16 protein-coding genes are annotated in these 20,112 nt (G+C 71.2%); 11 read left to right on the top strand and 5 right to left on the bottom strand.

Features of this window, described 5'->3' with window-relative positions; all coding sequences use genetic code 11:
- Window positions 1–91: 91 nt before the first annotated feature.
- The 3 genes from ACGFIV_RS31070 to ACGFIV_RS31060 all read right to left on the bottom strand — a co-directional run bounded on the left by ACGFIV_RS31070 (window position 92) and on the right by ACGFIV_RS31060 (window position 3,011).
- On the bottom strand, window positions 92–1,129 hold the full coding sequence (locus ACGFIV_RS31070; protein WP_392838408.1) for a lytic polysaccharide monooxygenase: 1,038 nt from the start codon (window positions 1,127–1,129) through the stop codon (window positions 92–94).
- Between the two features lie 83 nt (window positions 1,130–1,212).
- Window positions 1,213–1,341, bottom strand: a complete 129-nt coding sequence (locus ACGFIV_RS31065; RefSeq protein WP_392838407.1) for a hypothetical protein — start codon at window positions 1,339–1,341, stop codon at window positions 1,213–1,215.
- Between the two features lie 92 nt (window positions 1,342–1,433).
- Complete coding sequence (locus ACGFIV_RS31060; RefSeq protein ID WP_392838406.1) at window positions 1,434–3,011, bottom strand: PrsW family glutamic-type intramembrane protease; 1,578 nt, start codon at window positions 3,009–3,011, stop codon at window positions 1,434–1,436.
- A 244-nt stretch (window positions 3,012–3,255) separates the two neighbouring features.
- On the opposite strand from ACGFIV_RS31060, the gene ACGFIV_RS31055 reads away from it, so the two are divergent.
- The 3 genes from ACGFIV_RS31055 (at window position 3,256) to ACGFIV_RS31045 (ending at window position 6,680) form a co-directional block, all read left to right on the top strand.
- The gene (locus tag ACGFIV_RS31055; RefSeq protein ID WP_392838405.1) at window positions 3,256–3,780 is read left to right on the top strand and encodes a GNAT family N-acetyltransferase; all 525 of its coding nucleotides are present in this window, start codon (window positions 3,256–3,258) and stop codon (window positions 3,778–3,780) included.
- A gap of 268 nt (window positions 3,781–4,048) precedes the next feature.
- On the top strand, window positions 4,049–5,479 hold the full coding sequence (locus ACGFIV_RS31050) for an amylo-alpha-1,6-glucosidase (protein ID WP_392838404.1): 1,431 nt from the start codon (window positions 4,049–4,051) through the stop codon (window positions 5,477–5,479).
- A gap of 193 nt (window positions 5,480–5,672) precedes the next feature.
- Window positions 5,673–6,680: a glucosyl-3-phosphoglycerate synthase gene (locus tag ACGFIV_RS31045; RefSeq protein WP_392838403.1), complete on the top strand. Its 1,008-nt coding sequence runs from the start codon at window positions 5,673–5,675 to the stop codon at window positions 6,678–6,680.
- Window positions 6,681–6,750: 70 nt separating this feature from the next.
- Here ACGFIV_RS31045 and ACGFIV_RS31040 read toward each other — a convergent pair whose 3' ends face one another.
- On the bottom strand, window positions 6,751–7,605 hold the full coding sequence (locus ACGFIV_RS31040) for a PHP domain-containing protein (RefSeq protein ID WP_392838402.1): 855 nt from the start codon (window positions 7,603–7,605) through the stop codon (window positions 6,751–6,753).
- 270 nt (window positions 7,606–7,875) lie between these two features.
- Between ACGFIV_RS31040 and ACGFIV_RS31035 the strand changes: the two genes are divergently transcribed.
- Window positions 7,876–8,490: a helix-turn-helix domain-containing protein gene (locus ACGFIV_RS31035; protein WP_392838401.1), complete on the top strand. Its 615-nt coding sequence runs from the start codon at window positions 7,876–7,878 to the stop codon at window positions 8,488–8,490.
- Window positions 8,491–8,626: 136 nt separating this feature from the next.
- On the top strand, window positions 8,627–10,060 hold the full coding sequence (locus ACGFIV_RS31030; protein WP_358557902.1) for an FAD-binding oxidoreductase: 1,434 nt from the start codon (window positions 8,627–8,629) through the stop codon (window positions 10,058–10,060).
- 105 nt (window positions 10,061–10,165) lie between these two features.
- Here ACGFIV_RS31030 and ACGFIV_RS31025 read toward each other — a convergent pair whose 3' ends face one another.
- Entirely contained in the window at window positions 10,166–11,101 is a 936-nt protein-coding gene (locus ACGFIV_RS31025) for a heme o synthase (RefSeq protein ID WP_392838400.1), read from the bottom strand.
- 485 nt (window positions 11,102–11,586) lie between these two features.
- Between ACGFIV_RS31025 and tkt the strand changes: the two genes are divergently transcribed.
- The 6 genes from tkt (at window position 11,587) to pgl (ending at window position 20,106) form a co-directional block, all read left to right on the top strand.
- Window positions 11,587–13,620 carry a transketolase gene (gene tkt, locus ACGFIV_RS31020; RefSeq protein WP_358557918.1) on the top strand — a complete coding sequence of 678 codons (2,034 nt, stop codon included), beginning with the start codon at window positions 11,587–11,589 and terminating at the stop codon, window positions 13,618–13,620.
- 12 nt (window positions 13,621–13,632) lie between these two features.
- Window positions 13,633–14,742, top strand: coding sequence for a transaldolase (gene tal, locus ACGFIV_RS31015; protein ID WP_358557905.1), 1,110 nt, complete (start codon window positions 13,633–13,635; stop codon window positions 14,740–14,742).
- 151 nt (window positions 14,743–14,893) lie between these two features.
- The gene (locus ACGFIV_RS31010; RefSeq protein WP_358557907.1) at window positions 14,894–16,519 is read left to right on the top strand and encodes a glucose-6-phosphate isomerase; all 1,626 of its coding nucleotides are present in this window, start codon (window positions 14,894–14,896) and stop codon (window positions 16,517–16,519) included.
- A gap of 206 nt (window positions 16,520–16,725) precedes the next feature.
- Window positions 16,726–18,258 carry a glucose-6-phosphate dehydrogenase gene (zwf, locus tag ACGFIV_RS31005; RefSeq protein WP_358557921.1) on the top strand — a complete coding sequence of 511 codons (1,533 nt, stop codon included), beginning with the start codon at window positions 16,726–16,728 and terminating at the stop codon, window positions 18,256–18,258.
- Window positions 18,259–18,269: 11 nt separating this feature from the next.
- Window positions 18,270–19,166: a glucose-6-phosphate dehydrogenase assembly protein OpcA gene (locus ACGFIV_RS31000; RefSeq protein ID WP_392838410.1), complete on the top strand. Its 897-nt coding sequence runs from the start codon at window positions 18,270–18,272 to the stop codon at window positions 19,164–19,166.
- Window positions 19,167–19,332: 166 nt separating this feature from the next.
- Complete coding sequence (gene pgl, locus ACGFIV_RS30995; protein WP_392838399.1) at window positions 19,333–20,106, top strand: 6-phosphogluconolactonase; 774 nt, start codon at window positions 19,333–19,335, stop codon at window positions 20,104–20,106.
- Window positions 20,107–20,112 lie beyond the last annotated feature (6 nt).

Below are 20,112 nucleotides of genomic sequence, written 5' to 3'. Positions count from 1 at the left end.
CAACCAGATACGACAAACTCGCAGTCCGCTACCAAGCCGCCATCCACATAACCGCGATCAACGACTGGCTCACCAGGCTTTGAGACAGGCCCTAGCCGCAGCTCACCCCCGTGAAGGTCGGTGTCACGTTTCCGGTCGTGCTCGCGAGGAACCCGGCGGTCGCCGACGCCCCCGGAGCAAGCTGGGCGTTCCAGGAGGCCGCGTGGATCATGCCGCTCGGGCCGCTCTGCATGGACGTCCCGTTCCACGCCTGGGTGATCGTGATCCCCATCGGCATCGTCCACTGGATGTACCAGTTGTTGATCGGGGTGCTACCGGTGTTCTTGATGGTCGCCGAGGCCTGGAACCCGCCCGACCAGGAGTTCGCCAGCGTCACCGTCGCCGTGCACGAGATCGGCGGCGGGGTGGAGGGCGGCGGCGAGCTCGGAGGAGGCGAGCCGGGCGGGGGCGAGCTCGGCGGCGGTGTCGAGGTGCCGCTGAAGATCACGTCGGAGCAGCCGTAGAAGGTCTCCTGGCTGTCCGACCGGTACCACACCGAGTAGATGACGTGGCGACCCGACTTGTTCGGCAGCCTGCCCGAGAAGCGGTAGGCGCCGTTGGTCACCGCGGGCTCGGGGTCGGCCGTCAGGAACGGCTGCTCTTCCATATCGGCCCAGGTCAGCGGTTGCGTGGGGTTGTAGGTGTCCTTGGTGATGTAGAGCTTGAACCCGCCGGGGTGGGGCACCCAGGCTCCGTAGACGAAGTCGTACATGGCGCCCGCCTGCAGCACGGTCGCGGGCCAGTCGGCCCTGGCCGCGTCGTAGGCCGCGTACTTCGCGAACCCGCCGCTGCAGAGCTGGCCGTCGGGGATGAAGCCCCGGGTACGGCCGGCGCCGTCCGAGCGGAGCACCCCGTACCAGTCGTAGAGCGGCTGGGTGCCGCCGACGGCCACGGCCTGCGCGCAGGCGGGGTTCTTCGGCTTGATCTCGTTGCTGGAGGTGAGCCCGTCGGTGTAACAGGCGTAGGTCCTGCTCGCGGGGGCCTGCATGGTTCCGTGCGCGTCGGCCGAGTGTTGTAACGACAGCGTCGCCAGCCCGGCGACCACGACCGCGAGCGCGGTCATGATCGCCACTTTTGCCTTGGTTCTCACAGTGCTTCCTCTTCACGTTGCGGATGCCGCCGCGAGGGACGGCGATCGATGCGAGCGCGATCGTGCCGTGTCCTTTCCGGGCATCAGAGGACGCGTGCGAGCAGCCAGGACAAGTCGTGAGATGTCTTGGAAGAGGCGACGGCGAACGGCGCCAGGGCGCACTCGTACGCCTCCTGGTCGGCCACCCGGAAAAGATCATCGGACGTGGCCACCGGCATCCGCGTACCGCGATTGAAACACGCGACGGCCCCACCGGCAAGGGCGATCGGCCCGGCGGGGCGGCCTCCCCGCGACGGGTGTGGTCCTACCGGTCGCCGTCCCGATTCCCCGGAGGCGGGCCATAGGGACCGCCACCCCGGCCGCCCGGCGGAGGACCGTACGGATCGCCCTGTGGCGGGCCGTACGGATCGCTGTTCGGATTGCCCTGTGGCGGGCCATACGGGTTGCCGTTCGGATTGCCCTGTGGCGGGCCGTACGGGTTGCCGTACGGGTTGCCCTGTGGCGGGCCATACGGATTGCCGTACGGGTTGCCGTACGGGTTGCCCTGGGGCGGGCCGTACGGGCCGGCGCCCTGGGTGCCCGGAGGCGGCGGGGAAGAGGGCGGGGCGGGGGGCCGGGGGTCGGCCCGCCGGCCGTCCGGCTGGTAGGGGTCGCGGGGCAGCCCGTCCTGCGGAGGGTACGGCGAGGCGGAGTGCCGTGTGTCGTGGCCCGGCGCGTATCCCGGCGGGGCCATCCCCCGGGCGATCGTGGCCTGGTGCCGCTCGGGGACAGGGAACGCCGCCTTGGCCGCGCTCATGCAAGCCAGAAGGGCTTCCCTGTGGGTCTCGAAGGTGTCCCTGTCGATCACGCCGCGGACCCCGCGCTCGTGGAGCAGGCCCAGTTCGGTGGCGGTGACCTGGTAGTCGCGCATGGCGTGCAGACCCGCGGGACCGCCGTAGGCCTTCGCCCACTGGCGGGCCTGCCGGCGCCCCTGAAGCGACGAGAGCATGTAGATGTCGACGTCGGTGACCAGCCCGAGCCCGCCGTACGGCGGCAGGTAGCGCTGGATGAGGCCCACGATGCGCTGGCGGTCCTTGACGATCACGCTCAGCTCGACGAAGAAAAGGATCATCAGCAGCAAGTACGCCAGCGCCAGGCCCTGGAAGCCGCCGTAGGAGGTGAAGCCGTTCCAGATGCCGTGCAGGATGATCGCGCCGATCCAGCCGAGGACCACCACCCAGCCCCGCACGGGGCCCCGGCTCTGGGCGGCGTACGCCACGGCGATGCCGATCATGGAGGTGAACAGCGGATGGGCGAACGGCGACAGGATCCCGCGGAGCACCACCGTCACGGCCAGGCCCTGAACGCCGTGCTGGTCCTGCGCCATGATGTAGTAGCTGACGTTCTCGCTCATGGCGAAGCCCAGGCCGACCATGCTGGCGTAGATGATGCCGTCGGTCAGGCCGTCGAGCTCCTGGCGCCGCCAGCGCAGCAGGCCGAGGAGCACCAGGCCCTTCATCGTCTCCTCGACCACGGGCGCCACGAACGTCGCCACCAGGTTGCGGGCGGTGGCCGCGTCCTGCGTCGCGATGGTGACGTACCGGAGGTTCAGGCTGTTGAGGATGCCGGCCACCAGCACCGCGATGCCCGCGCCCCACATGAACGCGAAGGCCAGGTCCTTGCGCGGCTCGGGCTCCATGCGGTCGAGCGCCAGCACCCCGGCCAGCAGCAGCGGCACCGGGGCGAGCGCGAGCGTGAGCGCGATGAAGAACTGGACGGGGTCCCCGTTGAAGATGTCGAAGGAGAACGACACCAGCGCGCAGATCCCGGCCACGACGAGCCCGATGATCAGTCCGACGGACGGGCGCTCCTTGAGCACCCAGCGGGGATCAAGGTTCGTCATGTTCGCGAGCGTAATCGACCGGGCACGAGGTGTCCCCCTCGCCCCCACCACACCCGTACCGCTTGCGCGCCGTGATCACCGCACCACCCCACCGGCCGCCTATCGGGCATACAGATCTTCCCCCGGAACAACACTGCCACACCTCATCTTCCGCTGGAACCCCGTGCCCTTCTCCCCGGCGCAGCACGGGCCGCCCCGATAGGATGACCTGCCCAAACGCGGGTGGGAGGAGGGTCTGGGCCACATGCGCGTGGTACGCGAGATGCGTGAGCCGGACATCGAGGCCGTGTCATCGGTGCGCGTCGCCGGGTGGAGGACCGCCTACGCCGGCATCCTGCCGCAGTCCTACCTCGACGGGCTCTCGGTGGAGCAGGACGCCCGGGGCCGCAGGAAGAGGTTCGCCCGCGCCGACGGCACCACGCTCGACCTCGTCGCCGAGGACGCGGGCGCCGTGGTGGGCTGGCTGGCCATGGGCCCGTGCCGCGACGCCGACGCCCGGCCGGGCGACGGCGAGATCTACGCCCTCTACGTACGGCCCGACGTCATCGGCACGGGCGCCGGGCGCACCCTCGCCCGCGCGGCCCTGCGGGCGGCCGGGGAGCGTTCGTACCGGCGGCTGCTGCTGTGGGTCCTTGAGGCCAACGCCCGGGCGCGGCGCTTCTACGGCTCCGCCGGGTTCGTCCCCGACGGCACCCGATCGCTGTGGGAGGTCGCCGGCGCCTCGGTCCCCGAGATCCGCTACCACCGCGACGTCCCTGAGATCCGCTGACGAGGTGACGCCCGCGGACCGGCACGGCCTGTCGAGGGGGAACGAGGACCGGGTCGCCATCGCGGCCTTGTCCGATAAGCGGGTTCCACTGAATACCTGCCCGCAAGCACTGGGCTTCGGCGTGTTTTCTTTGTGACCATCGCAGGGAAAGATGTGCCTACGTCCGCGCCATTCGCTTGACTAAAAGTATAAGTGAGAACATGCACGTGATCACTATTGAGGAGCCGGGTGTCCCGCCGCGGACGGCGGCGTTCGCCGGGAAGTTCCTGTGACCCCCCGCGAGCCCGCCCGGAGCGCCGCTCGGAAGCCACCCGAGGCCGGCGAGAACGGCTCGGAGACGCCGCCCGAGGCCGCGCGGGACGTCACGGGGACTCCGAGCGAGCCCGGCGGGGACGGTCGCGCGATCACGCGCCGGGCCGTACGGGTGCTGAGCGCGAACTGGGACGGCGACCACACCGTCCCGTCACGCCGGCTCTACCCCCACCAGTGGAGCTGGGACTCCGCCTTCATCACGATCGGCAACGCGCACTGGTCGCCGGGCAGGGCCAGATCCGAGCTGGTGACCCTGTTCGGGGCGCAGTGGCGGGACGGCAGGGTCCCGCACATCGTGTTCAACCCGGAGGTGCCCGAGGGCTCGTACTTCCCCGGTCCCGCCTTCTGGGACGTGCGCGCCCCCTGCGGCGCCGCCACCTCCGGCATCGTGCAGCCGCCCGTGCACGCGATGGCCGCCTGGCAGGTGCACGCGGCCGACCCCGACCCGGACTTCCTGCGCGGGATCTACCCGCGCCTGGTCGCCCAGCAGGAGTTCCTGCGCGGGGCGCGCAGCTCGCCCGAGGGGTTGCTGTCGATCGTGCACCCGTGGGAGTCGGGCATGGACAACAGCCCGGCGTGGGACGCTCCGCTGGCCTCGGTGGTCGCCGGCCCGGTCGCCGTCGAGCGGCGTGACCTCGCGCACGTCAGCGCCGAGGAGCGGCCCACCGACCACGACTACGAGCGCTACACCGCGCTGGCCCGCGCCTACCGGGACGCCGGCTACCAGGGCCTCGGCGCGTTCGCCGTGGAGGACCCGCTGTTCAACGCCGCGTACGGCTCGGCGGAGGCGGCCCTGGCGAAGATCGCGACCGCCTGCGGCCTGGACCCGCGCCCGCACCGCCAGGAGGCGGCGAGGATCACCGTCGCGATGATCGAGCACCTCTACGACGACGGCCTCTTCCACGCCCGCGACGCGCTGACCGGGCGCCTGCTCCGCTCGGGCAGCGCCGCCGGGCTGACCCCGCTGATCCTTCCCGGACTGCCCTCCGGGATCGCGGGCGCGCTGATCGGCACCGCGGTCGACCGCTTCGGGATCGAGCGCGGGACGCTGCCCAGCCTCGCGCCGGACGCGCCGGAGTTCGACCCCGCCCGCTACTGGCGCGGGCCGAGCTGGATCAACCTCACGTGGCTGGTCTGGCGGGGCCTGCGGCACCGCAGGCCCGACCTCGCGGCACTGCTCGCCGGCGGCATGGTCCGGGCGGTGACCCGGTCGGGATTTCGCGAGTACTTCGACCCCTCCACCCTCGAAGGGCACGGGTGCGACGACTTCGGCTGGTCGGCCGCGCTGGTCGTCGACGTCCTGGCGCGGCGCCGCCTCGCGAGCGTGGCGGCTACTGTGTGGCAGGGGGCCTCGGCCTCGCGAGAATCCGGTCAGCGATCCCGGTAATTGTTACATCGGGGAAACATGAGAGTGCTTCTGCGTGACGTGCGGCGACATTTCCAGGACCGATAATGCCGATACGGGTTATGGAAGTGACGAAGCGGCATACGCCTCTCCTGGGGCTCGCCGAACAATGACGTTCGGATCGCTCTGTCTGGGCGGTTCGCCGCCGTCATGACATGAGAACGGGCCAGGCTGAATGGAAAATCCTTCTTCTCGATCGCCGCGGGTGCCGGCTCCCGTGAGGGACTGGTCGCGCTCGCACACCAGCTCCGCGGCCGACTGGCCGCCGGAGGCGCTCCTGCGGGCCAAGGGGGCGGCCACGGTGAGCGTCGTACTGCCTGCGCGTGACGAGGAGCAGACGGTCGGCGGCATCGTCTCGGCCATCCGCCGGGACCTCGTCGAGGCGGTCCCGCTCGTGGACGAGATCCTCGTGGTCGACTCACGGTCCACCGACGCCACCGCCGCCCTCGCCTCGGCGGCGGGCGCGCGGGTGGTGCGCCAGGACGACGTGCTGCCCGGCCTGCCGCCGCTGTCCGGCAAGGGAGAGGCGCTCTGGAAGGGGCTGGCGGCCTCGACCGGCGACATCGTCGTGTTCGCCGACTCCGACCTGCGCAACTTCGGCTCGCACTTCATCTCCGGGCTGCTCGGCCCCCTGCTCACGCGGCCGGAGATCGCCTTCGTGAAGGGCGCCTACGAGCGTCCCCTGACCGGGTCTGACGGGGTGGCGCGGCGCGGCGCGGGCGGCCGGGTCACCGAGCTGGTCGCGAGGCCGATGCTCAACCTCTACTGGCCGGAGCTGGCCGGGTTCGTGCAGCCGCTCGGCGGGGAGTACGCGGCGAGGCGCGAGGTCCTCGAACAGGTGCCGTTCGTCACCGAGTACGGCGTGGAGTTCGGCCTCCTCGTCGACCTGCTGGAACGCGTCGGGCTCGACGCGATGGCCCAGGTGGACCTCGGCTGCCGCGAGCACAGCCACCAGTCGACGGCCGCGCTCGGCCGGATGGCCGGGCAGATCATGCTGACCGCCTGGTCGCGCCTGGAGCGGCAGGGCCGCATCGTGGCCTCGGAGGCGCCCGCGACGAACCTGCTCCAGTTCGGCCTCGACGGGGAGGCGACCCTCAGCGACGTCAGCGTCGCCGAGCGCCCGCCGCTGGCCACCGTGGCGCCGGTGACGAACGCGCCGAGGGTGTCGAAGACCGCGTCCTAGCGGCGGCCCCGGTCGACGCCGGTGGCGACGGTGCGGAGGAACGGATCTGCCGGACCCTGCCGCGCCGCGGTCAGCGCCGGGTCCAGAAGTCGTCCGGGTGGGATCCGGGCCGGAAACCGCAGGACTCGGCCATCGCGGTCGCCTCGGCGAAGCCACGGGCCAGCGCCAGGGGTTCGTGCGCGTCGCTGGCGAAGGTGACGGCCCGGCCGCCTTCCTGGAACCACCAGCGCACGACCAGCGGATCCAGGGGCACCCTGGTGTTGATCTCCAGTGCCCTGCCGGAACCCGCGAGGGCCCGGAGCACCTCGCGGTAGTCGTCCTCGAACGCGGCGGGATCGTAGGGCCCGGCGCCGGCCGGCCAGTACCGGATCGGGTAGTCGATGTGGGCGAGGACCTCGAAGTCGCCGAACCCGTCGATCATGCGCCGCGCCTCGGCCAGATAGTCGCGTACGAGCGCGGCGGCCGGCCGGTCGGGGTAGAGGTCGAGGATCTCGGCGAACCCTCCGTCGATCGCCAGGGAGTGCACGGAGCCGAGCACGCGGTCGAACCGCCCCCTCGTGAGGAGCTCACCGACCCGGTGGCCGTGCCGGTGAGGTTCGCTCAGCTCCACCCCCGACAGGATGCGCAGGCCCTTGAAGCGGTCGCGGCACCGCTCCAGGGACTCCTGATAGCCGTCGAGGTCGAACTCGGGAGCCGTGAGCACCAGATCGCTCACCAGCACCTGCCACCCGTCGGGGATCGGGGTGTCCTCCCGCAGGATCCAGGAGGTGAAGTCGGCGTGCTCGGTGAACGCCACGGACGGCAGCCCGATCTCCACGGCCCGCTCACAGGTCCGCTCCATCGAGCCCGCCAACGCGTCCCACGACCATTCGCTGTGCACGTGGCTGTCCGGTGGAAGCGGGTGCGCCTCAGCCGATGGACTCACAGGGACCGCCTTACTTCCGGGGACATGGGACAGGTGCCAAGTAGATGTACTCACAGGAACGGCACCGTTGGAAGGGCCCCGGGATCACACGCGACCGCCGGGCGCGTAGGTTCTCGCGTGACCGCACCTGGAAGGCGAGCTGCGCCGACCTCCACCGCCGGGCGGTTTGTCTGGTTGTGGCTGGTTTGTTATCAATGGGGGTTGAGGGGTGGATCGCACGTCTGTACAGTGATCAAACAAAATGTTTGGTCACGAAGATCGGGATGTTCGATGTCGCCTGAGCCCGCGGCTCGCAACGTGGCCGTGGGCACTCCTGAGGCGGACACCGTGCGCCTCGGGGCGCGCATCAGGGCGTACCGCGCCATGCGCCAGATGACGCTGCGCGACCTCGCCGGCCAGGCGGGCGCCAGTCCCGGTTTCATCAGCCAGCTGGAGCGCGGGCGCGCCAGCGCCAGCATCGGGATGCTGCGGCGGATCTCCGGCGCCCTCGGCCTCACGGTGGCCGAGCTGTTCAGCGAGGACGAGGTGGTCGGGCACCGGCTTGTCCGCCGGTCCGACCGGCCCGAGCTGCCGACGGGGCCCGGCACCCGCAAGTACCTGATCTCGCAGCGGCCCCTCCAGAACCTGGAGATCTACAGCGGCGAGTTCGACCCCGGGGCCTCCACCGGGGACGAGGCCTACACCCACGGTGACTCCCAGGAGATCCTCCTGGTGCTGCGCGGCCGCGCCGTCCTGCGGATCGGCCCGCCGGAGTCGCCGATCTCCTACGAACTGGGTCCCGGGGACAGCATCGAGTACCGGACCTCGACCCCGCACCGCGTCCTCAACGAGGGCGCGGAGCCGCTTGAGGTGCTCTGGATGATCGGCCCGCCGACGCCCTCGTAGCCGGGCTCCCCGGTACGAAAGCGGACGCGTCGGCGACCCAAGCACGTCCACCCGGCGATTCTGATGTGAAGGCGGTTCCCATGACGGTGCGCGGTGGGGTCGCCGGCAACCACAGCACCTTGGTCATGGAGTTGATATGAGCGGCAACGGATTGAACGGCACCCCCCTGACGGACGACTTCGCCAACGGCGGGGTGTCGTTCTGGTACCGGCAGATAGGCGTCCCCCGGCGCCGTGCCGCGCTTCCGGGGTCGCGCGAGTACGACGTGGCGATCGTGGGCGGCGGCTACACCGGCATGTGGACCGCGTACTACCTCAAGAAGGCCCAGCCCGGCCTGCGGATCGCGATCCTGGAGCGGGAGTTCGCCGGTTTCGGGGCCTCCGGGCGCAACGGCGGCTGGCTGTCGGCCGAGTTCGCCGGGTCGCGCGAGCGGCACGCGGCGGCACGCGGGCGCCAGGCGATGATCGATCTTCAGCACGCCATGTTCAGCGCGGTGGACGAGGTGATCGAGGTCGCCGCGGCCGAGGGCATCGACGCCGACATCCACAAGGGCGGCCTGCTCCACATCGCGACCAACCCCGCCCAGAACCGCCGCCTGCACGCCGAGCTGGCCGACCTGCGCACGTGGGGCTTCGCCGAGCACGACATGCGGCTGCTCACCCGAAAGGAGCGGGAGGACCGCATCCGCGTCGCAGGGACGATCTCGGCGACCTACAGCCCGCACTGCGCCCGCATCCAGCCCGCCAAGCTCGCGGTCGGCCTCGCCCGTGTCGTCACCGGCCTCGGCGTCGACCTCTTCGAGGGCACCACGGTCACCGAGATCCGCCCCCGGACCGCTGAGGGCAAGGCGGCGGCCGTCACCGACCGGGGCACGGTCACCGCCGAGTACGTCATCCGCGCCACCGAGGGCTTCACCGCGAGCATCCGGGGCCAGCACCGTCAGTGGCTGCCCATGAACAGCTCGATGATCGTCACCGAGCCCCTCCCCGACGAGGTGTGGGAGCGGATCGGCTGGCGGGACTACGAGCTGCTCGGGGACGAGGCGCACGCGTACTGCTACGCGCAGAGGACCGCGGACGGGCGCATCGCCATCGGCGGGCGCGGCGTGCCGTACCGGTTCGGCTCGCGCACCGACGTGCGCGGCGCCACCCAGCCGCAGACCGTGGCCGCGCTGCGGAAGATCCTCACCTCGCTGTTCCCGGCCACCGCCGGGGTCAGGATCCAGCACTCGTGGTGCGGGGTGCTCGGCGTTCCCCGGGACTGGTGCTCCACCGTCCACCTGGACCACACCACCGGCCTCGGCTGGGCCGGCGGGTACGTCGGGAGCGGGGTCACCACGACCAACCTGGCGGGCCGCACGCTCCGCGATCTCGTGCTGCGGCAGGACACCGAGCTCACCGCCCTGCCGTGGGTCGGCCGCCAGGTGCGCCAGTGGGAGCCGGAGCCGCTGCGCTGGATCGGCGTGCAGGCGATCTACGCGCTGTTCCGCAGCGCGGACCGCCACGAGACGGCCCAGATGGGCCGCACCTCCGCCTACGCCCGCCTGGCGAACCTCATCTCCGGCCGCTGACCGGCGCTGCCGCCCCGCCCGCTCACCGAGCGGGCGGGGGATCGGTCTGCCGCAGGAGCCCACATCGGCCGATGTACGGGCGCGCGGGGGACGCAAGGCGGCGCCTCAGAGCAGGGAGTCGACCGCCACGGCCAGGAAGAGCAGGGCCAGGTAGGCGTTGGACCAGTGGAAGAAGCGCATGGGACGCAGGGCGACGCCCGTCTTGCCGGCGTTGACGCGGGCCAGCAGGCGGTAGACCTCCCACAGGCACATGACCCCGAGGGCGGCGGCCACGGCCGCGTAGAACGGCGTGGTGCCGGCGACCGGCCAGAGCAGCAGGGAGCAGATCACGGTCGCCCAGGTGTAGGCGATGCTCTCCTGGACGACCCGGCGCTCGCCGGCGACCACGGGCAGCATCGGGACCTTGGCGGCGGCGTAGTCCTCGCGGTAGCGCATGGCGAGGGTCCAGGTGTGCGGGGGCGTCCAGAAGAAGACCACGCCGAACAGGACCAGCGGCGCCCAGTCGACCCGCCCGGTGATGCCCGCCCACCCGATCAGCACGGGCATGCACCCCGCGATGCCGCCCCAGACGACGTTCTGCGAGGTCCGGCGCTTGAGCAGCATCGAGTAGACGAAGACGTAGAACAGGATCGCGGCCAGCGAGAGGCCCGCGGCCACCCAGTTCACGGTCAGGCCGAGCCCGAGGGTCGACAGGACGCCGAGCACGACGCCGAAGATCAGCGCGTTCCCCGGCGAGACCTCGGCCATGGCCAGCGGGCGGCGGCGGGTGCGCCGCATGGTGGCGTCGATGTCCCGGTCGATGTAACAGTTGAGGGCGTTGGCGCTGCCCGCCGACAGCGTGCCGAAGACCAGGGTGGCGACCGCCGTCCACAGGGGCGGAAGACCCCGGGCGGCGAGGAACATGACCGGGAGGGTCGTGATCAGGAGCAGCTCGATGATCCGCGGCTTGGTCAGCGCGACGTACGCCCGCACGGTGGCGAGCGGTGATCGGCGCTCACCTGCGAGCGGGACCGTCGATTGCTTGGTCGTCAGCACCGTCAAGGCGCTTCCAGCGGGTGCGGGGTCAACGCGTAACCTCTGATTGGAACGGATCCGTGAATGCGGGCATGAGCCAGCGCTGAGGACTCACTGTAGTGCGGGGGGTCGCCGGTCCCGGCATCGGGGGCGAATGCCGCGTGAGCGGGTGCCCCTGACCGGGTGTCGATCAGCCCTGGTGAGCGGCTCATCCGACACCCTGTGAGATGGGTCGCGGTCTGTGGCGCGGATCGCGTTCCAGACGGATCGCGGGGGGCAGGGTTCTAACGACGCGGGCGCCACTTTCCCCGGTCACCTGTTAGACGCACTATGCATCTACGGTGAGGGGATCGACCCGTTAAGGTCCGGTGTGGGGAGCAATACCAGACCGGGCGAGCCAAGCCGGCGCCATTAACCAATAGGAGATCGAGCAGTTGAGCAGCGAACTGGTGCCAGACCTTGAGTGGAGCGACCTCGATCGGCGCGCGGTCGACGTCGTACGCGCCCTCGCCATGGACGCGGTGGAGAAGGCGGGCTCGGGCCACCCCGGCACCGCGATGAGCCTGGCGCCCGCGGCGTACCTGCTGTTCCAGCGGGTCCTGCGGCATGACCCCTCCGATCCGGCCTGGACCGGCCGTGACCGTTTCGTCCTTTCCGCCGGGCACTCCAGCCTCACCCTCTACATCCAGTTGTTCCTGTCCGGGTACGGCCTGACGCTGAACGACATCGAGTCGCTGCGGCAGTGGGGCAGCCTGACCCCGGCTCATCCCGAGCACGGCCACACGATCGGCGTCGAGACCACCACCGGCCCGCTCGGCCAGGGCATCGGCAACGCGGTCGGCATGGCCATGGCCCAGCGGCGCGAGCGGGGCCTGTTCGACCCCGACGCCGATCAGGGCGCCAGCCCGTTCGACCACCAGATCTGGGTCATCGCCTCCGACGGCGACATCGAGGAGGGCATCAGCCACGAGGTGAGCGCCATCGCGGGCCACCAGAAGCTGGGCAACCTCAACGTCATCTACGACTCCAACCACATCTCGATCGAGGACGACACCGCCATCGCGCTGTCGGAGGACGTCGCCGCGCGGTACGAGGCCTACGGCTGGCACGTGATCAGCGTCGACTGGACCGAGACCGGCGAGTACGTCGAGAACGTGCAGGAGCTCTACCGCGCCTACCGGGCCGCGGTGGAGGAGACCGAGCGGCCGACGCTGATCAAGCTCCGCACGATCATCGGCTGGCCCGCGCCGAACAAGAAGAACACCGGCAAGATCCACGGCTCGGCCCTGGGCGCCGACGAGGTGGCCGCCACCAAGGAGGTCCTCGGCCTCGACCCGGCCAAGAGCTTCGACGTGCCCGAGGAGGTCCTCGGCCACGCCCGCGAGGTCGTGGGGCGCGGTCGCGCCCTGCGCGCCGAGTGGAACGAGCGGTTCGAGGAGTGGCGCGCCGCCAACCCCGACCGGGTCGCCCTGTTCGACCGCATGAGCGCGCGCAAGCTCCCCGCCGGCTGGGACGAGGCCCTGCCGTCCTTCAAGGCCGGCACGTCGGTCGCGACCCGCAAGGCCTCGGGCGAGGTGCTGAACGCGCTGGCGCCGGTGCTGCCGGAGCTGTGGGGCGGCTCCGCCGACCTGGCCGAGTCGAACAACACTACGATGGAGGGCGAGCCGTCCTTCATCCCCGAGGAGCACCAGACCAAGGCGTTCCCGGGCAACCGGTACGGCCGCACGCTGCACTTCGGCATCCGCGAGCACGGTATGGGCTCGATCCTCAACGGCATCGCCCTGCACGACGGCACGCGCCCGTACGGCGGCACGTTCCTGGTCTTCAGCGACTACATGCGCCCCGCCGTGCGCCTGGCGGCCCTGATGGGCCTGCCGGTCACCTACGTGTGGACGCACGACTCCATCGGCCTCGGCGAGGACGGCCCGACGCACCAGCCGGTCGAGCACCTCTGGGCGCTGCGCGCGATCCCCGGCCTCGACGTCGTGCGCCCCGCCGACGCCAACGAGACCTCGGCCGCGTGGAAGACCATCCTGGAGCACACCGACCGCCCGGCGGCGCTGGCGCTGACCCGGCAGAACGTCCCGGTGTTCGAGGGCACGGCCGACTTCGAAAAGGTCGCCAAGGGCGCCTACATCCTTGAGGAGGCCTCCAACGGACAGCCGGAGGTGATCCTCATCGGCACCGGCAGCGAGGTCGAGCTCGCCGTCGGGGCGCGCAAGCTGCTGGAGGACGAGGGCATCCCGGCCCGCGTGGTCTCCATGCCGTGCGTCGAGTGGTTCAACGCCCAGGACGACGCCTACAAGCAGATGATCCTTCCTCCGGCGGTCCGCGCCCGCGTGGCCGTGGAAGCGGGAATCGCCCTGGGCTGGCTGCAGTTCGTAGGTGAGGAGGGCGAGGTCGTGAGCCTTGAGCACTTCGGCGCCTCCGCGCCTTACAAGACGCTGTACGAGCAGTTCGGCCTGACCGCCGAGCGTGTGGCCGCCGCGGCCAAGGGCAGCCTCGCCAAGACCGGGGCCGACAAGGGCCAGACGACCGGAAACTAGGGGACCTTACTCATGAGCGAAAACCTGAAGCGCCTGAGCGACCAGGGCGTGTCGATCTGGCTCGACGACATCAGCCGCGAGCGCCTGCGCACCGGGAACCTCGAATCCCTGATCCGCGGCAAGTACGTCGTGGGCGTCACCTCCAACCCGACGATCTTCGCCTCCGCCCTGTCCAAGGGCGACGCCTACGACGCGCAGCTGCGCGACCTCTCGGCCCGCGGCGTGGACGTGGGCGAGGCGGTCAGGGCGATCACGACCTTCGACATCCGCTGGGCCGCCGACGTGCTGCGCCCGGTGTTCGACGCCACCGGCGGCGTCGACGGCCGCGTGTCCATCGAGGTGGACCCGCGCCTGGCCAACGACAGCGCCGAGAAGACCGTCGCCGAGGCCAGGGCGCTGTGGTGGCTGGTCGACCGGCCCAACGTGTTCATCAAGATCCCGGCGACCCTCGACGGGCTGCCCGCGATCACGCAGGCGCTCTCCGAGGGCATCAGCGTCAACGTCACGCTGATCTTCTCGCTGGAGCGCTACCGCGCGGTCATGGACGCCTGGCTTTCCGGCCTGGAGCGCGCGCAGGCCAACGGCCTCGACCTGTCCAAGATCGAGTCCGTGGCGTCGTTCTTCGTCAGCCGGTTCGACACCGAGATCGACAAGCGGCTCGACAAGATCGGCACCCCCGAGGCGCTGGAGCTCAAGGGCAAGGCCGCGGTCGCCAACGCCCGCCTCGCGTTCGCCGCGTACGAAGAGGTCGTCAACACCCCGCGCTGGCAGGCGCTCAAGGGCGCCGGGGCCCGCGCCCAGCGCCCGCTGTGGGCCTCCACCGGGGTCAAGAACCCCGACTACCCCGACACCATGTACGTCGACCAGCTCGTCACGGCGGGCACGGTCAACACGATGCCCGAGAAGACCCTCGACGCGGTCGCCGACCATGGCAACATCAACGGCGACGCCGTCCGGCCCTACTACGAGCAGGCGTGGAACACCATGGCCGCTCTCAAGCAGGCCGGCATCGACTACGACGACGTGGTCAAGGCGCTGGAGGAGGAAGGCGTGGAGAAGTTCGTCGCCTCATGGGACGAGCTGCTCGCGACCCTTGAGACCGAGCTGAAGAAGGCCGGCTGAACGTCGGCGGACGTTGTTGGTTCCCAGGTAAGCCGGCCGGGCCCCAGGCGGCCCGGCCGGACGGTCACCCAGGCCGGCCGACCCGGGCGTGCGCGATGCCCGGCGCGCGGGCGCCCGCCCGCCACGCCCTCGCGAGGAGAAAACTCTAAGGATGGATATGTCCGTAACGTTCGGTGACGAGGCGGTAGCCGCGGAGGCCTCCGAGGCCGTACGGAAACTCGTCGAGGAGGGCGTGCCGCAGGCGCTGTCCAACGGCGACCCCACCCTGTGGGGACCCGAGGCCGAGGCCGAGGCGAGGTCGCGGCTCGGCTGGCTGGACCTCCCCACCAACTCGCGCGAGCTGCTGCCCGAGATCGCCAAGCTGGTCGAGCGCGCCCGCGCCGAGAACCTTGAGCACGTCGTGCTCGCGGGGATGGGCGGGTCCTCGCTGGCCCCCGAGGTCATCTGCGCCACCTCCGACGTGCCGCTGACCGTCCTCGACACCACCGACCCCGGCCAGGTGCGGCGGGCGCTCGCCGACCGGCTCGACCAGACCATCGTGGTGGTGTCCAGCAAGAGCGGCTCCACCATCGAGACCGACAGCCACCGGCGCATCTACGAGCAGGCGTTCCGCGACGCCGGCATCGACCCGGCCGACCGCATCGTCGTGGTCACCGACCCGGGCTCACCGCTGGAGCAGACCGCGATCGAGTCCGGATACACCGTCATCCTGGCCGACCCGACCGTCGGGGGCCGCTACAGCGCGCTCACCGCGTTCGGGCTGGTGCCGAGCGCGCTGGCCGGGGCCGATGTCGCCCGCCTGCTCGACCAGGCCGCCGAGGTGCGCCCGCTGCTCGGCGAGAACGACGGCAACCCCGGCCTAGAGCTGGGCGCGGCGCTCGGCGCCGTCGCCGGGCGCGACAAGCTCGTGCTCGACGACAGCCTCTCGCAGATCAACGGCCTGCCCGACTGGATCGAGCAGCTGGTCGCCGAGTCCACCGGCAAACAGGGCAAGGGCGTCCTTCCCGTCGTCGGCGCCGACCCGACGGACGCCGAGGACGAGATCGTCGCGGGCGTCGACACCGAGGCCGCCATCCAGGTCGACGGGCCGCTCGGCGCGCAGTTCCTGGTGTGGGAGTACGCCACGGCGATCGCCGGGCGGCTGCTCGGCATCAACCCCTTCGACCAGCCGAACGTGGCCGAGTCCAAGGAGAACACCGCCCGCATCCTGCGGGAGGCCGGCGACGGCCCGCTGCCGACCGGCACCCCGGCGCTGGTCGACGGCCCGGTGGAGGTCTACGGCGAGCTGCCCGAGCACGTCAAGGACCTCTCCGGCGTGCTGACCGCGCTGCTGGAGGACATTCCCGACCGCGGGTACCTCGCGATCATGGCGTTCCTCGACCGCGAGGCCGCGTTCGACGTCCCGGTCCCGCAGGACGCCTCGTTCGAGGCGATCACCGACATCTGGGCCGCGCACGACCCCGCCAGCCTCCAGGTGCTGCTGTCGATCAGGACGGACCGGCCGGTCACCTTCGGCTGGGGACCCCGCTTCCTGCACTCGACCGGGCAGTACCACAAGGGCGGGCCGCAGAACGGCGTGTTCCTGCAGATCACGGGCGCGGTCGAGAACGACCTCGAAGTGCCCGGCAAGCCGTACACCCTCGGAAGGCTGGAGCTCGCCCAGGCGCTCGGCGACCTGGACGCGCTGAGCAAGCGCGGGCGGCCGACCGTACGCCTGCACCTGACCGATCGCGAGGCCGGTGTCAGGCACCTGCTCTCCGCCGCACGGGAGGTTTGATGAACGACAGCGAGCAGCCGGGCTCGGCCGGCGAGAACCCGGCGGCGCCCGGCGGCACGGCGGGTTCGCCCGTTCCGGCGGGCGGCCCGGCCGTGCCGTCCCCCCGCGAGGTCGAGCTCGCGGTCCACGCCGGAGGTCAGCCCGAGAAGGTCTCCCCCGACGACTCGCTCGCCGCCGCCCAGGCGGTCGCGAGCACCGCGACCACGATGGAAGTGATGGAGGAGAACCCGCTGCGCGACCCCCGCGACAAGCGGCTTCCGAGAGTGGCCGGCCCGTGCGTGCTGGTCATCTTCGGCGTGACCGGCGACCTCGCCAGGCGCAAGCTCCTTCCCGCGATCTACGACCTGGGCAACCGGGGGCTCCTGCCCCCCGGCTTCTCGCTGGTCGGGTTCGCCCGTCGCGACTGGGCGCACCAGGACTTCGCGAAGATCACTCATGACGCCGTCAAGGAGCACGCCCGCACTCCCTTCCGGGAGGAGGTCTGGAAGCAGATCTGCGAGGGCCTCCACTTCGTCCCCGGCTCCTTCGACGACGACGGCGCCTTCGACGCGCTGATCATGGCGCTCAAGGAGATCGACGAGACCCGGGGGACGGGCGGCAACTACGCCTTCTACCTCTCGACCCCGCCGAAGGCCTTCCCGGTCATCGTCGAGCAGCTCAAGCGCACCGGGCTCACCAAGCCGCCGGAGGGCTCCTGGCGCCGCGTGGTGATCGAGAAGCCGTTCGGGCACGACCTCAAGAGCGCGCGCGAGCTCAACCGCGTCGTCGACTCGGCCTTCAAGCCCGACTCGGTGTTCCGCATCGACCACTACCTGGGCAAGGAGACCGTCCAGAACATCCTGGCCCTGCGGTTCGCCAACACCCTGTTCGAGCCGATCTGGAACCGCGGGTACGTCGACCACGTGCAGATCACGATGGCCGAGGACATCGGCGTCGGCGGCCGGGCAGGTTACTACGACGGCATCGGCGCGGCCAGGGACGTGATCCAGAACCACCTGCTCCAGCTCCTGGCGCTCGTCGCGATGGAGGACCCCACGGCCTTCGGCGCGGCGGCGCTGCGCAGGGAGAAGGAGAAGGTCCTTGAGGCCCTCACCCTGCCGGAGGACCTCCGCCTCGCCACCGCCCGCGGCCAGTACACCGCGGGCTGGCAGGGCGGCGTGCCGGTCGAGGGCTTCCTGGAGGAGGACGGCGTCCCGCCGGACTCCAAGACAGAGACCTACGCCGCCATCAAGCTGGAGATCGCCAACCGGCGCTGGGCGGGCGTGCCGTTCTACCTGCGCACGGGCAAGCGGCTCGGGCGGCGGATGACCGAGGTCGCCGTGGTGTTCCAGCGGGCGCCGCACCTGCCGTTCAGCAAGACCGACACCGAGATCCTCGGCCAGAACGCCCTGGTCATCCGCATCCAGCCTGACGAGGGCATCACGGTGCGCTTCGGCTCCAAGGTGCCCGGCACGGCCATGGAGGTCCGGGACGTCAACATGGACTTCGCCTACGGCGAGGCGTTCCTGGAGTCATCCCCGGAGGCCTACGAGCGGCTGCTGCTGGACGTGCTCATCGGCGATCCCCCCCTGTTCCCGCACCAGCGCGAAGTCGAGCTCTCCTGGATGGTCATCGACCCGATCGAGGAGTTCTGGGCCAAGAGCGACGAGCGACCCGAGGGCTACCCCGCCGGCACCGGCGGCCCGAAGGCCGCCGACGAGCTGATGGCCCGCGACGGGCGCACCTGGAGGATGTTGTGACCAGTTTCCTCATGGGGTCGACCACGGCCTCCGACATCTCCTCCCAGCTCACGCGGCTGAGACACCAGGTGGGCGCGCCGGCGGTCGGCATGGTGCTGACCCTTGTGGTGGTCTGCGACGAAAGCCAGCAGTACGACGCGGTGCGCGCGGCCTCCGAGGCCTCCCGCGAGCACCCCTCGCGCATCCTCGCGGTCATCCCGAGGGAGCGCGACGAGGCGACGCGGCTCGACGCCGAGATCCGCGTCGGCGAGCTGACGACCGGCGAGGTCGTCCTGCTGCGCCTGTACGGGGAGCTGAGGGAGCACGCCGACTCTGTGCTCTCGCCGCTGCTGCTGCCCGACATCCCCGTGGTGGTGTGGTGGCCGGGTGACGCCCCCGAGGCCCCGGCGAAGGACCCGGTGGGCGCCTACGGCCAGCGCCGCGTCACCGACGCGCGTTTCGCCCGCGACTCGGTGGCGGCGATCAGGAGCCGCGTCAGCGGGTACACGCCGGGCGACACCGACCTCGCCTGGACCAGGATCACCCCCTGGCGCAGCCTGCTCGCGGCGGCGTTCGACCAGCCGGTCGGGAAGATCCTCGACGGGTACGTCGAGGCCGAGCCCGACCACCCCAGCGCCGCCCTGCTGGCCGTGTGGCTCTCGCAGAAGCTGGAAGCGCCGATCAAGGTGACCGAGTCCAAGGGTCCCGGCCTGACCAAGGTGCGCCTGCGCCTGGACGACGGCGAGGTGGTGGTGGAGCGGCACGACTCCCGCACCGCCACGCTCGTACGGCCCGGCCAGCCCGACCGGCAGGTGGCCCTGGCCCGCCGGCCCACCTCCGACCTGCTGGCCGAGGAGCTGCGGCGCCTCGACCCCGACGAGGTGTACGCGGAGACGATCAGAGGCGTCGCCGATTACGACCTCTCCTGAACCGGCTCCCCCGCGGCCGGCAGCACTGACAGCACTGACACAGCACTGACACAGCACTGACACAGCACACAGCCTGACCCTGGTGGCCCGGCACTCCCCCATTCCCCGAAATCTCGGGACATGGGCGGGTGCCGGGCACCTCCGCTATAGAAGGACGGTTCTTCTCGTGAGTGTTCCCTCGGTTCTCGTCCACCGGGACGCCGACGTGCTGGCCAAGGCCGTCGCCGCACGCCTGATCACCGGACTGGCCGACGCCCAGGCGGCCAAGGGGTCGGCGCACCTGGTGCTGACCGGCGGCGGCATGGGCACCGCCACGCTGGCCGAGGTGGCGGCCACCCCGGCGCGCGACGCGGTCGAGTGGCCGCGCCTGGACATCTGGTGGGGTGACGAGCGCTTCCTGCCCACCGGCGACCCCGAGCGCAACGAGACCGGCGCCCGCGGCGCGCTGCTCGACCACGTCGACGTGGACCCCGACCGGGTGCATCCCATGCTCGGGCCCGACGCGGGGGTCACCGCCGAGGAGTCGGCCGACCGCTACGCCGCCGAGCTCCGCAGGGCCTCGCGGCCCGAGGACCACGGGCCCGTGCCGTCCTTCGACATCCTGATGCTCGGCCTCGGCCCGGACGGGCATGTCGCGTCGCTGTTCCCCGGCATGCCCGCCCTGTACGACGAGCGGCCGGTCGTGGCCGTCCACGGGGCTCCGAAGCCGCCGCCCACCCGGATCTCGATGACGCTGCCCACGATCAGGGCGGCGCGTGAGGTGTGGGTGATCGCGGCGGGCGAGGAGAAGGCGAAGGCCGTGCACCTGGCCCTGCAGGAGTCCGGGCCGATGCAGGTGCCCGCGGCCGGGGCCCGGGGACGGCAGCGCACGCTGTTCCTGCTCGACCGCGCCGCCGCCTCCAAGATCCCTCCCGGCCTCGGTCGCCCCGCGTCCCCGTGATCGGCC

The sequence above is a fragment of the Sphaerisporangium sp. NPDC049003 genome (genome assembly GCF_043197795.1).
In the GTDB taxonomy this organism is placed as follows: Bacteria; Actinomycetota; Actinomycetes; order Streptosporangiales; family Streptosporangiaceae; genus Sphaerisporangium.
The sequence above is the reverse complement of the archived record's forward strand: the minus strand, read 5'-3'. Positions and strand labels throughout refer to the sequence as shown.